The sequence below is a fragment of the Maribacter aquimarinus genome (assembly GCF_047345505.1).
In the GTDB taxonomy this organism is placed as follows: domain Bacteria; phylum Bacteroidota; class Bacteroidia; order Flavobacteriales; family Flavobacteriaceae; genus Maribacter.
The window spans coordinates 38,764-51,613 of record NZ_JBLFEO010000004.1; the positions used below are offsets into that span (position 1 = coordinate 38,764).

The 12,850-nt window shown below is 52.8% G+C and carries 9 protein-coding genes; 6 read left to right on the forward strand and 3 right to left on the reverse strand.

What is annotated here, in order from left to right:
- Positions 1 to 47 precede the first annotated feature (47 nt).
- Positions 48 to 509, forward strand: coding sequence for a DinB family protein (locus ACKWCC_RS04005; protein ID WP_413994616.1), 462 nt, complete (start codon positions 48 to 50; stop codon positions 507 to 509).
- Here ACKWCC_RS04005 and ACKWCC_RS04010 read toward each other — a convergent pair.
- A complete protein-coding gene (locus ACKWCC_RS04010; RefSeq protein WP_413994617.1) occupies positions 506 to 1,249 on the reverse strand; it encodes a DUF3298 and DUF4163 domain-containing protein in 744 nt (247 codons plus the stop codon). The two genes, ACKWCC_RS04005 and ACKWCC_RS04010, sit on opposite strands and share 4 nt — an antisense overlap.
- A gap of 207 nt (positions 1,250 to 1,456) precedes the next feature.
- Here ACKWCC_RS04010 and ACKWCC_RS04015 point away from each other — a divergent pair, with 207 nt between their 5' ends.
- The 4 genes from ACKWCC_RS04015 (at position 1,457) to ACKWCC_RS04030 (ending at position 7,347) form a co-directional block, all read left to right on the forward strand.
- Complete coding sequence (locus ACKWCC_RS04015) at positions 1,457 to 2,608, forward strand: cystathionine gamma-synthase (protein ID WP_413994618.1); 1,152 nt, start codon at positions 1,457 to 1,459, stop codon at positions 2,606 to 2,608.
- Positions 2,609 to 2,752: 144 nt separating this feature from the next.
- Positions 2,753 to 4,096 carry an NADP-specific glutamate dehydrogenase gene (gene gdhA, locus ACKWCC_RS04020; RefSeq protein WP_413994619.1) on the forward strand — a complete coding sequence of 448 codons (1,344 nt, stop codon included), beginning with the start codon at positions 2,753 to 2,755 and terminating at the stop codon, positions 4,094 to 4,096.
- Positions 4,097 to 4,214: 118 nt separating this feature from the next.
- Entirely contained in the window at positions 4,215 to 4,934 is a 720-nt protein-coding gene (gene recO, locus ACKWCC_RS04025; protein ID WP_413994620.1) for a DNA repair protein RecO, read from the forward strand.
- Positions 4,921 to 7,347 (forward strand): TonB-dependent receptor, encoded by a 2,427-nt coding sequence (locus ACKWCC_RS04030; RefSeq protein WP_413994621.1) that lies wholly within the window; start codon positions 4,921 to 4,923, stop codon positions 7,345 to 7,347. Before recO ends, ACKWCC_RS04030 begins: the two co-directional genes overlap by 14 nt.
- Positions 7,348 to 7,562: 215 nt before the next feature.
- On the opposite strand, the gene ACKWCC_RS04035 is transcribed toward ACKWCC_RS04030, so the two are convergent.
- Both ACKWCC_RS04035 and ACKWCC_RS04040 read right to left on the reverse strand, forming a co-directional pair.
- Positions 7,563 to 8,024, reverse strand: coding sequence for a hypothetical protein (locus ACKWCC_RS04035; protein ID WP_413994622.1), 462 nt, complete (start codon positions 8,022 to 8,024; stop codon positions 7,563 to 7,565).
- Between the two features lie 295 nt (positions 8,025 to 8,319).
- Entirely contained in the window at positions 8,320 to 9,024 is a 705-nt protein-coding gene (locus ACKWCC_RS04040) for a hypothetical protein (protein ID WP_413994623.1), read from the reverse strand.
- Between the two features lie 385 nt (positions 9,025 to 9,409).
- Here ACKWCC_RS04040 and ileS point away from each other — a divergent pair, with 385 nt between their 5' ends.
- Complete coding sequence (gene ileS / locus ACKWCC_RS04045; RefSeq protein ID WP_413994624.1) at positions 9,410 to 12,850, forward strand: isoleucine--tRNA ligase; 3,441 nt, start codon at positions 9,410 to 9,412, stop codon at positions 12,848 to 12,850.

The following is a 12,850-nucleotide window of genomic DNA, read 5'->3' on the forward strand; positions in this document are numbered from 1 at the left end:
TCCCGGTAATTACCCTATTTTTGATGGCCAACCAACACCCTTTTTCCTTGAAAAACATACTGGAATTTACCCGACAGCACCGAAAGAATCTTCTAAACGTTTTGGACCATACCGATCAGGCCATGCTCCATAAAGTGCCCAAGGGCTACAACAACAACATCTGGTGGAACGTGGCCCATACCGTGGTTACCCAACAGCTGTTGGTCCATAAGCTCAGTGGATTGCCCATGCAGGTGTCCAGTGCTTTGGTGGAGCGCTATAAAAAAGGGACATTTCCGCAGCAGGAGGTGTCTTCTGAAGAGATTGAAAACGTAAGGGAGCTTTTGCTCACCACCTTGGACTGGACCGAGACCGGTCTGGCCAAAGGACAATTTACCCATTTCACGCCCTATACCACCAGTGCAAGGGTTACCCTGACCTCTGTGGAGGATGCCGTGTGCTTCAACCTGTTCCATGAAGGCCTGCACTTGGGCAGTATTTTGGCCTTGCGCAAGGCCTTGGGAATTTAGGACGCGGCGCCTATGGACAAATAGGGCAGGCACACTTCCAGGGGAAGGGTAAGCACAATGGGCCCGTCTGCAAACGCGGCAATTTCATAAGGGGCGTAGTACAATTGTAGCCCCTCTTCCGTAAAGCCCATGTTCTGCGGCAAACGAAAGACATTGTTTTCAAACATCAGCCCCGTGCTGTTAATGGGGGCATCGGGGGCTATCTGTTGTTGCGCCCGGAATCTTTGCTCCACAAAGGCCGTAAAACCCGGGAGGTCCGAGATGAGGTCGGCAGGCTCCAGTTCCACCTCCTTTTCTTTGTCAAAGTTCATAAAGATCACCTCTCCGTAGCCGTGCGCGCCGCCGGTGTAGATGTAGGTGTTTAGCTGTATGGTCATTACCCTGGCGTCCTCATAGGCCAGGTTGCCCTCAATGCTGGCTTCCCAGGGCATGGCCGTTTGCATGATCTTGGTCTCCAGTTGGCGCTGCCCCTCCAAGAAGGACTGGGCGGCACTCTCCAGATCGGTCACTGCGAGGCTGTCATCAAAATGTAACATGGAAATGATGGTTTCCGTCAATGCCGTATTGATGGTGTTCACCAATCTGGTCTTCCCCACGGCCCTTGGAATCTGTATGGCCACTTCGGAACAGTCCGTACAGGTCTTTTTTTCAATGAGGAGGGGCTCAAAGGTCAGTGCCTTTTCCGAGGCGCACCCCAAGAGGAGCATCAGCATGGGCACAAAATAGAGGTATGGGCGCATAACTTGGGCGTTAAAAGGGTGCTGCCGTAAATTTCTTCCAAGCTTCCGGCGGAAAACGAGGTCCGTAAAAAGCTTTTCAACAAAAAACACAAAAATAACACTTCGTAGCTTTGCCGGGAAGATAACAAGGACATGGTTTAAACTTTTCGCTTAAAAGAAAAAGTTTAAACGACTTCAATACATTTGTGGGTGTAACGAACGGGAAAGATGGAAGAACAGGAACTGAGGTTCAACAGCAAGACCATTCACGGTGGTCAGGCCCCGGATAAGGGCTACGGGGCGGTGATGCCGCCCATTTACCAAACATCCACTTACGCACAGCGCAGTCCCGGGGAACACCTGGGCTATGCCTACTCGCGCAGTGCCAACCCCACCCGTAGCGCCCTGGAGAAGGCCGTGGCCAGCCTGGAGGGCGGTGCGCACGGCTTGGCCTTTGGCAGTGGCCTTGCGGCTGTGGACGCCGTCATGAAGCTCTTGCGGCCGGGAGATGGGGTGATCTGCACCAACGACCTCTATGGCGGAAGTTACCGCCTGTTCACACAGATTTTTGAAAAGTACGGCATTGTGTTCCATTTTATGGACATGCAAGATCTGGATCAGGTGGCGCAACACATTGGCGAGAACACCAAGATGCTCTGGATCGAGACGCCCACCAACCCCATGATGAACATCTTGGACCTTAAGGGACTTGCCCGGTTGGCCGGGGAACACGGTCTTTTAATGGCGGTGGACAATACCTTTGCCACGCCCTACTTGCAACGGCCCCTGGAACTGGGGGCGGATATTGTGATGCACTCCGCCACCAAGTACCTGGGCGGGCACAGTGACCTGGTGGCCGGAGCCCTGGTGGTGAAGGACGGGAACCTGGCAGATCAACTGTATTTTATACAGAACGCCAGTGGCGCCATCTGTGGCCCCATGGACAGTTTTTTGGCACTGAGGGGCATAAAGACCCTGCACGTGAGAATGGAGCGGCATTGCCAGAATGCGGAGGCCATTGCACACTTTTTACAAGGGCACAGGGCCATTGAAAAAGTGTACTGGCCCGGACTGCCACAGCACCCCAACCACCATATTGCCAAGCAGCAGATGGGCGGTTTTGGGGGCATGCTCTCTTTCTTGCCCAAGCGTGGGGGCCGTGCCGCTGCCTTGGGTTTTTTGGAGCGCTTGCGCGTCTTTACCCTGGCAGAGTCCCTTGGGGGCGTGGAGAGCCTGGCCGGACACCCCGCCACCATGACCCACGCCAGCATTCCCAAGAAAACCAGGGAGCGCCTGGGGGTCACCGAGGGCCTTGTACGGCTCAGCGTGGGCATAGAGGACGTGAACGATCTCATCGAAGACCTGGACCGTGCCCTGTAGCCAAGGGGCCGGGGCTTGTGCGGGAAGACGGTGCCGCAAGCCCCATAATGGGATTTTTTTTGAAAAAAGGCCCACTTTTTGTTTTAATGCCATAATTTTATCCAATTCTTAAAAATTACATAACCCTTTTAGCTTTTAATGTATATGGATGAGATCATCAAGGGATTCATGGATGAGGTGAGGGACAGAAACGGTCACGAACCAGAATTCATCCAAGCCGTGCAGGAAGTTGCGGAGACCGTTATCCCCTACATTGCACAACACGATATTTACTACGGCAAGAACCTTTTGTTGCGCATGGTGGAGCCCGAGCGGCTCATTAGCTTTAGGGTGTCCTGGTTGGATGACGATGGCGAAATACACGTGAACCGGGGCTACCGCATACAGATGAACTCGGCCATTGGGCCTTACAAGGGCGGTCTCAGGTTTCATCCCACCGTAAACGCCAGTGTGCTCAAGTTCCTTGCCTTTGAGCAGGTGTTTAAAAATAGCCTCACCACCTTGCCCATGGGCGGGGGCAAGGGCGGATCGGATTTTGACCCCAAGGGCAAGTCGGATGCCGAGGTGATGCGTTTTTGCCATGCCTTCATGGCCGAACTGTGCCGGCACATTGGGCCCAATACCGATGTGCCCGCGGGAGACATAGGGGTGGGCGCCCGTGAGATCGGGTACCTATTTGGCATGTACAAGAAAATGAAGAACGAGTTCACCGGTGTGCTCACTGGAAAGGGACTCTCCTGGGGCGGGTCTTTGATCAGGCCAGAAGCCACCGGTTACGGCAATGTCTATTTTGCAGAGAGCATGCTGCGCACCCGAAAAGATTCCCTAAAGGGCAAGAAGGTGGTCGTTTCCGGATCGGGGAACGTGGCCCAGTACGCTGCGGAAAAGGTCTTGCAGTTGGGCGGCAAGGTATTGACGTTGTCCGACTCAGGGGGATACATTTATGACAAAGATGGCATTGATGCCGACAAACTGGCCTATGTTATGGACCTAAAGAACAACAGAAGGGGCCGGGTGTCCGAGTACGTGGAAAAGTACCCCGCTTCGGAGTACCACCAGGGGAAAACCCCATGGCAGGTGCCCTGTGACGTGGCCATGCCCTGTGCCACCCAAAACGAACTCAGTGGGGAAGATGCCCAAGCGCTGGTAAAGAACGGCTGCATCTGCGTGGCCGAGGGCGCCAACATGCCCTCGACCCCAGAGGCCATCCATACCTTTCAGGAAGCCAAGATCTTGTTTGCGCCCGGTAAGGCATCCAATGCTGGCGGCGTGGCCACTTCCGGGCTGGAAATGTCCCAGAACTCGCTCAGGATCAGCTGGTCCAGGGAAGAGGTGGACAAGCGCTTAAAGGACATCATGGAAGACATACACCAATCTTGCGTTGCCTACGGAATGGAAGAGGACGGGTATTGCAATTATGTAAAAGGAGCCAATATCGCCGGATTTGTCAAAGTGGCCGATGCCATGCTGGCCCAAGGGGTCATCTAGCCATTGGCCGGGCCAAGGTTTCTCCCATTGCTTTTTTACCGCCCGGGCATGTTCACCGACAAACGCTGTTCCCAAAGTTGAATGAAGCCCCCTTGGGGCCATCAGAAGGTGCAATGAAATGCAGGTAACCACAAAAGCCATAGTGTTCAGTGCCCTGAAATACGGCGACACCAGTTTGGTGGTCAAGGCATTTACCGCCACGCACGGGGTCATGTCCTATTTGCTCCAAGGGGTGCTCACTGCCAAAAAAGGCAAGGTGAAACCGGCTTATTTCCAGCCCCTGGCACAACTGGAACTGGTGGCCAACCACCGCAACAATGCCAATTTACAGCGTATCCGTGAGGCCAGGGTACACTATCACTACCAGACCCTGCACACGGACATGGCCAAAAATGCCCTGACCCTCTTTTTGGCCGAAATGCTGCGAAACAGCATTCATGAAGAAGAGGCCAACCCCGCACTTTTTCAATACTTGGAGACCGCCCTCCAGTGGTTTGACGGGGAAAGCAAAACAGCCAATTTCCACATCGCCTTTTTGCTCACCTTGACCAAGTATCTGGGCTTCTATCCCGATGCAAAAAACAGGGAATGGGCCTATTTTGACCTATTGGAGGGCGGTTTTGTGGCCTCGCCCACCTTAAACCCTCTCCTTCAGGGCCAGGTGTTGCAACACTTTAAACGCTTTTTGGGCACACCTTTTGAGGCCTTGGACAGCATTAAGATGAACAGGACGGAACGGCAAGAACTGCTGTTGCAGATGATCAACTATTTTGAGCTGCACCTGCAAGGGTTTAAAAAGCCACGCTCCCTGGGGGTCTTACATGATGTTTTCCATTAGTATGCGCAGTTTTACGTGTTTGTTGTCTTTTATGGTGATGGGGGTGCTGTACCCGCAAATGGCGGTGGTTTTGGACGCCGATTCCCGTTCCCCCATTGTGGGCATGGCCATTTTTAACGAGGACAACACCAAACTGGCCATGAGCGATTTTGACGGGGCCTTTTCCCTGGACCAGTTCAACGGGGATGAAGCCCTTTTCTTTAAGCACATGGGCTATGAGACCAGGCGTCTCTCCAAGGAACAGATCGCGAAAATGGGGTTTAAGGTGTTCATGGTCATGCGCCCCCACCAGCTCCAGGAAGTGGTGCTGTCCGTGAGCAAATGGGAACAGCAGAAAAAGAATGTGCCCAACAAAGTGCTCTCCCTAAATGCAAGGACCATTGCCTCCGGCGCCCCACAGACCGCGGCAGATCTGCTGCAACAGAGCGGCAAGGTATTTGTGCAAAAGAGTCAGCTGGGAGGCGGTAGCCCAATGATACGGGGTTTTGCCACCAACCGCTTGGTGCTTTCCGTGGACGGGGTGCGCATGAACAATGCCATCTTCAGGGGCGGCAACATACAGAACGTCATTTCCATTGATCCCTTTACCATAAGGAACACCGAGGTCATCTTTGGTCCCGGATCCGTGATCTACGGAAGCGATGCCATTGGCGGGGTGATGAATTTTTACACCAAGGAACCGCTTTTTTCCAGAACGGACAGTGTAGAGGTCAGGGGCAATGCCCATTACCGGTTCGCCTCGGCCAACCGTGAGAACACCCTGCACGCCTCCCTGAATCTGGGCGGGAAAAAGTGGGCTTCCCTCACCAGCCTTACCCGCAATGATTTCCAGGATCTGAGAATGGGCCGCCACGGGCCGGATGCCTATCTACGGGAGGTGTTTGCCAAACGTATCGGGGATGGGGATTTTTTGGTGCGCAACAAGCGGCCCAGGCAACAAGTGGGCACGGCCTACGATCAGCTTAACCTGAATCAGAAAGTACGCTACAGGCCCAATTCCACTTGGGATGCCCAGTTGGGGCTTTACTATTCAGAGACTTCGGATTTTGGCAGGTACGATCGTTTGGTCAGGCCCGTCGCATCTGGTTTTGGGCTGCGGTCGGCAGCATGGTATTACGGACCCCAGAAATGGTTCATGGGCAACATGCAGGTGAACCAAAAAGGAAACGGAAGGCTCTATGACCGCCTAAGGGTAACCACGGCCTACCAAAACTTTCAGGAAAGCAGGAACAGCCGGGATTTTGGGAGTCCGTGGCTGTACGCCACCCAAGAAGCGGTGGATGCGTACAATGTAAATCTGGACCTGGAACACCAGAGTTACGGCAACCTTAAACTGTATTACGGGGCGGAGTACATCCACAACAAAGTAAAGAGCGAAGGACGGGAGCGGAACCTGGAAACCCAGGTTTCCGTGGCCGCCCCTTCCCGTTATCCCGATGGCGCCACATGGCAGAGCCTTGCTGCTTATGTACAGGGAGAATATGGGGCCAGGCCCAACCTGTCGCTATTGGGGGGGCTACGGTACAACCACATTTGGTCCCGGGCCGTTTTTGACACCCGTTTTTTCAATTTTCCGTTCACGGAATCCCGTTTGGGTACCGGGGCCTTCACGGGAAGTCTCGGAACCAGTTGGTTTCCCAAGAAAGACCTACAGCTCACGGCCAACCTCTCCACGGGCTTCAGGGCACCCAATATTGACGACATCGGTAAGGTCTTTGACTCCGAGCCGGGGGCCGTGGTGGTGCCCAACCCCAATTTAAGACCGGAGTATGCCCATAACGTGGAAGTGGGGGTACGAAAGAATTTTGGCGATGCCGCGGTGTTTTCCGGGGCGGCCTACTATACCTATTTAAAGGATGCCCTTGTGCGAAGGAACTTTGCCCTGAACGGAAACGAAGTGCTGCTTTTTGGGGGCGAAATGAGCAGGGTGCAGGCCATACAGAATGCCGCCAATGCGTATGTCTATGGGTTTGAGTTTGGCCTGGAGCTTTTTTTTGGTAGGCATTGGAGCTTTGTCACCAACCTTACCTTGACCACCGGGGTAGAGGAAGAGGAGAATGGCGAGCAAACCCCGGCAAGGCACGCTCCGCCAACTTTTGGAGATGTGCACTTGGTGTGGAAGAAGAACAAATGGAGGGCCAACCTTTTTTTTAACTATAATGCTGAGGTGGCCTTCAACGATCTTGCCCTTTCCGAGCGGGCCAAGGATTTCATCTACGCCACAGATACCGATGGCCGTCCTTTTTCGCCGGCTTGTCACACGCTTAACCTGAGGGCCCAATATGCCCTGAACGACCGGATCGATGTGCTTTTTGCTTGGGAGAACCTTACCGATCGGCGCTACCGCCCCTATTCCTCTGGTCTGGTGGCACCCGGCAGCAATCTGGTGTTGGGCCTTAACTACGCTTTTTAACCCAGAGGGATGCCTCGAAAATTCCATCACGGTTGCACATCCCTGAAAGAGTGATCGCAAAAATCTTCATTTTTTGCGAGGGGTGCACCCCCTCACTGAAGTTCGATACATGCTATGGGCTTAAGGAGCTTTCCACGGGGTTGGCCTGTGCCCGAATGGGGCCATAACAAAAAAAGCCCGGCACTGCCGGGCTTTCCATAATATTGGAAAAGAACTTAGTTTTTTACGGCGTTCTTTACTTCCTTGGCCTTGTCAGATACTTTGTTGGCTGCATCACCAGCGGCATCCTTTACATCATTGCCGGCCTTTTTGGCAGCGTCAATGGCGTCTTTGCCAGTTTCTTTGGCCTTGTCCATGGCGTCCTTACCGGCCTCCATGGCACCTTCACCGGCCTCTTTGGCCGCATCCATGGCGCCTTCACCAGCTTCTTTGGCGGCATCCACGGCACCTTCGCCAGCTTCCTTGGCAGATTCAAGGGCCTCACCAGCGCCTTCTTTTGCTTTGTTCACGGCCTCACCAGCGCTGTCAAGGGCGCCTTCGGTGGCCTCACCGGCCTGCTCAATGGCATTGGCCGCTGCATCACCGGCCTCTTTTGCCTTGTCTGCGGTCTCCCTACAGGAAACAAAGGACATGCTCATGGCCAACATTACTACGGTACTTAAGATTACTTTTTTCATGGTGTTAATTGATTTTAGTGTTTGTGCAATATTACGCAGACATATACGCACATTAAAGCCCTTTGGATGTTTTATGTTAACAAATGTTGAAAAAAGTGGATTTCAAGATCTTAATTTCCTGTAAATGGGCATTTTGACCCTAAAAGTAAGCTCTGGGAGTCTTGAATTTTAGTTTGGAATCTCCCTTAGGATTGCCCCAATGGAGCACTTTTGCACCTTACGGGGCCTGTTGGGGCCACGGTTCCTTTTGGCGAATGGCCCCCAATGGGGTTGCTCTTGGAAAGGCCCTGTGAGGTCACTGTCCGTAATAATGTTCCAGTACTTTTTTTAGCCCCTCGGGAGATTTTAGGTCGGGGCGGTGCTTTTTAAAAAAACTTTTTAGGTTTTTCTCCGGAAAGGCTTTGATAAAGACATTCTTGGAAGTGGGCAGTTCCACCAGGTCACCGTTGGCACCTTCGTTCACGTAAAATCGGTCTTTTGTCCGTTCAAAACGGGGAGGGATGTCTTGCTCCAAACTGCTCTTGGCCAGCTGTCCCTTCACAAATTTTATGAACTCTTTTTTGTAGAGCACCTTGTCTTTGCCCACGCTGCCCAAGGGTATGAAATAGCCGTTCTTTTTTTCGCCATCCTCTAAAAAGACATGGTTTTCATATACCTTTCCGGAACCGTCCTTTAAGGCCACGCGATACCGGATGGCTTTGGAAAGTACCATGGCAGAGCCATCGTCCTGCATCACCTCCATCAGGTCTTGGGCGGCATTGTAGCGCATAAGGCTGGTTTTTTCCAGGTTGTTCACCTGGGCGGGCGAAAAGGTGTCGTCAATGTAGGGACTGCCCTCGGCTTTCTGGTTGATGTTCCTTGGGGGCGCCATCAACAGCACATCATCCGGGTTGTTCAGGTTGGCCTCGGACACCTTGTTGCCCAAATCCTGGGCCGTGGTTTGGCAGGGAACCGTCAAAAGTGCCAATAAAACAAGAAATATGGGATACAGATGTTTCATTACGGGTTTGTTTAGGGGTGCACTTCCCTTTCAACCAAAAACAGTTTTACATGGGAGCCCCAACTGTTGTCAAATTTAAAAAAGGAAAAGCGCACGTCCGGTATTTGTTGTCTAAAGTTAGGTTAAAAAAACCATATGGTCCTTGGTATAAAAAAGGCCCGTAAAATGAGGGAGGGGACAACCGACTCCACCAGATGACAGGAAGAAGAATTTAACGGGGACGCCCCTGGCCACGGGGCACGCTACCTTACCCTAGTGGCGCCCAGCCGGCCATGGGTTGTGGGAAATGGGGAAGGAGTGTTACTTCCTCCCCAAAAGCATCCCATATAATGGCTAAATTTAGTAGTTTTGCAGCCTTTTAAAGCCAGAACCACAAGCATTTCGCATGAAATTCGCAACATACAAGGGATTGGACCTGCCCCAGGTGGCCAAAGAGGTATTGGAGTCTTGGAAGTCCGGGAACGTCTTTGAAAAGAGCGTAACCTCCCGGGAGGGCAAGGAACGCTATGTCTTCTATGAAGGCCCCCCCTCGGCCAACGGAATGCCGGGCATACACCACGTCATGGCGCGTACCATAAAAGATATTTTTCCGCGGTACAAGACCATGAAGGGCCATCAAGTGAAGCGCAAGGCGGGCTGGGACACCCATGGGCTGCCCATTGAGCTGGGCGTGGAAAAGGAGCTGGGCATCACCAAAGAGGACATTGGCACCAAAATATCCGTGGAGGCCTACAATGAGGCCTGTAAGAAAGCGGTGATGCGCTACACCGATGTGTGGAACGCCATGACCGAACAGGTGGGCTATTGGGTGGATATGGAGAACCCCTACGTTACCTACACCCCCAAGTACATGGAATCTGTCTGGTGGCTTTTGAAACAGATCTATGACAAGGGGCTCATTTACAAGGGCTACACCATACAGCCCTACTCGCCCAAGGCGGGCACGGGACTCAGTTCGCACGAGCTCAACCAGCCCGGTACCTACCAAGATGTCACCGACACCACCGTAACGGCCCAGTTCAAAAGTGCGCTCACCGCCAAGGGCAATGCCCAGAACGACCTGGCCACCGCTTTTGGACTGGATCGGAACCGCTATGGTTCCCAGGACGAATTTTTCTTTTTGGCGTGGACCACCACCCCTTGGACCCTTCCTTCCAATACGGCCCTGACCGTGGGCCCCAAGATCAGCTATGTGTTGGTAAAGACCTTTAACCAATACACCTTCAAGCCCATTTACGTGGTACTGGCCAAAGATTTGGTGGCCAAGCAATTTAGCGGGAAATTTTTTGAAGCGGAGGATATGGCCGCGCTGGACGCCTATCAGGGCGGGGCCAAAAAGATCCCTTATGTTGTCGTGGGGCAATGTACGGGCCAAGATTTGGTGGGCGTGGTGTACGAGCAGCTCATTGATTATGCGCAGCCCTATGCCCACGCTGAAAATGCCTTTAGGGTCATTGCCGGGGATTTTGTGACCACCGAGGACGGCACGGGAATTGTGCACACGGCGCCCACTTTTGGGGCGGACGATGCCTTGGTGGCCAAACAGGCACGGCCAGAGATCCCGCCCATGTTGGTCTTGGACGAACACGGCACTCCGGTGCCCCTGGTGGATCTCCAGGGACGTTTTAGGCCAGAAATGAGGGAATGGGCCGGTAAATATGTTAAAAACGAGTACTACGGGGAAGGCGAGGCCCCGGAACGCTCCATAGATGTGGAGATAGCCATTAAGCTCAAGGAAGAGAACAAAGCCTTTAAGGTGGAAAAGTACGTGCACAGCTATCCCAACTGTTGGCGCACGGACAAGCCCATTCTCTATTATCCGCTGGATTCCTGGTTCATAAAGGTGACCGGTGTCAAGGAGCGCATGTCCCAATTGAACGACACCATCAACTGGAAGCCCAAGGCCACCGGAGAGGGCAGGTTTGGCAACTGGCTGGCCAATGCCAACGATTGGAACCTTTCCCGGTCCCGCTACTGGGGCATTCCATTGCCCATCTGGAGAACCGAGGACGGTACCGAGGAAATGATGGTGGGGTCCGTGGCCCAGCTCAAGGAAGAGATGGGGAAGGCCGTGGAGGCGGGAGTGCTCCAGAAAGACGTTTTTGCCGATTTTGTGGTGGGCGACATGTCCGATCAAAACTACGAAAGAATAGACCTCCACAAGAACATTGTGGACCAGATCGTTCTGGTTTCCCCTTCCGGAAAGCCCATGAGGCGCGAAGCGGACCTTATCGATGTCTGGTTCGACAGCGGTTCCATGCCCTACGCCCAATGGCACTATCCCTTTGAAAACAGGGAAATGATCGATGGCGGAAAGGCCTTTCCGGCAGATTTTATTGCAGAAGGGGTAGATCAGACCCGCGGCTGGTTCTACACCCTGCACGCCATAGCCACCATCGTCTTTGATTCCGTGGCCTATAAGAACGTGGTCTCCAACGGCCTGGTACTGGACAAGGAGGGCAAAAAAATGTCCAAGCGCCTGGGCAATGCCGTGGATCCGTTCCAGACCATGGACCAACACGGGGCGGACGCCACCCGTTGGTACATGATCGGCAATGCCAACCCCTGGGACAACCTTAAGTTTGATCCCGATGGCATTGTGGAGGTGAAACGCAAGTTTTTTGGAACGCTCTACAACACCTATTCCTTTTTTGCGCTCTATGCCAATGTAGACGATTTTGGCTACCGTGAGGAGGAGGTGCCCCTTAGCGAACGTCCGGAGATCGATCGTTGGATCCTCTCCGAACTGAACACGCTCATTGCAACGGTGGATGCCGCGTACGACGAGTACGAGCCCACCAGGGCCACCAGGGCCATATCTGACTTTGTACAGGAAAACCTTAGCAATTGGTACGTGCGCTTGTGCAGAAGACGTTTTTGGAAGGGCGAGTACGGACAGGACAAGATCAGTGCCTACCAGACCCTTTACACCTGCCTGAAGACCGTTGCCAAACTGGCCGCTCCCCTGGCCCCGTTCTATATGGACCGCCTGTACCGGGACCTTAATGCCACCACCCAAAGGGAAACCTTTGAAAGCGTGCACCTGGCCCATTTTCCAGAGCCCGACCCACAAACGGTGGACAAAGAACTGGAAACACGTATGAACAAGGCCCAGCGCATAAGTTCCTTGGTGCTCTCCATACGCCAAAAAGAAAAGATAAAGGTAAGGCAGCCCTTGCAGAAAATAATGATCCCCGTAATGGGCACCGCGGACAGGGAAGACATTCTGGCCGTCTCGGAACTGATAAAATCCGAAGTGAACGTCAAGGAAATTACCCTTTTGGACGATGCTTCGGGCATATTGGTAAAGCGCATAAAGCCCAATTTTAAGGTGCTGGGCCCCAAATACGGTAAGGAAATGAAGGAAATTGCGCAGGCCGTGGCGCAGTTTTCACAAGAAGACATCCAAAAATTGGAACAGGAGAACGAAATATCCGTTGCACTGAAAAATAAAAGTATTAATTTACAGTTACAGGATGTAGAAATAAGCAGCCAGGATATAGAGGGCTGGTTGGTGGCCACCTCCGGGAAGCTCACCGTTGCCCTGGACATTACCATGAACGGCAACTTAAGGAAGGAGGGCATTGCCCGTGAGCTGGTGAACAGGATCCAAAACCTGAGAAAGGATTCCGGACTGGAGGTCACGGACAAAATTGACATCAGTGTACAGAAAGACGGTTTGGTGGAAGAGGCGATCAACAGTAACTTGGAATATATAAAAACAGAGACATTGACGGCCAACCTCAATTTTTGGGAGCGGTTGGACAAAGGCACCGAAATAGCCTTTGATGAAGTGAACACAAAAATATTGATAGAAAAACATTAG

Coding starts and splice junctions, on each gene's coding strand:
- ileS (WP_413994624.1), top strand. CDS start 9,410: ATGAAATTCGCAACATACAAGGGATTGGACCTGCCCCAGGTGGCCAAA.
- ACKWCC_RS04015 (WP_413994618.1), top strand. CDS start 1,457: ATGGAAGAACAGGAACTGAGGTTCAACAGCAAGACCATTCACGGTGGT.
- gdhA (WP_413994619.1), top strand. CDS start 2,753: ATGGATGAGATCATCAAGGGATTCATGGATGAGGTGAGGGACAGAAAC.
- ACKWCC_RS04010 (WP_413994617.1), bottom strand. CDS start 1,249: ATGCGCCCATACCTCTATTTTGTGCCCATGCTGATGCTCCTCTTGGGG.
- recO (WP_413994620.1), top strand. CDS start 4,215: ATGCAGGTAACCACAAAAGCCATAGTGTTCAGTGCCCTGAAATACGGC.
- ACKWCC_RS04040 (WP_413994623.1), bottom strand. CDS start 9,024: ATGAAACATCTGTATCCCATATTTCTTGTTTTATTGGCACTTTTGACG.
- ACKWCC_RS04035 (WP_413994622.1), bottom strand. CDS start 8,024: ATGAAAAAAGTAATCTTAAGTACCGTAGTAATGTTGGCCATGAGCATG.
- ACKWCC_RS04030 (WP_413994621.1), top strand. CDS start 4,921: ATGTTTTCCATTAGTATGCGCAGTTTTACGTGTTTGTTGTCTTTTATG.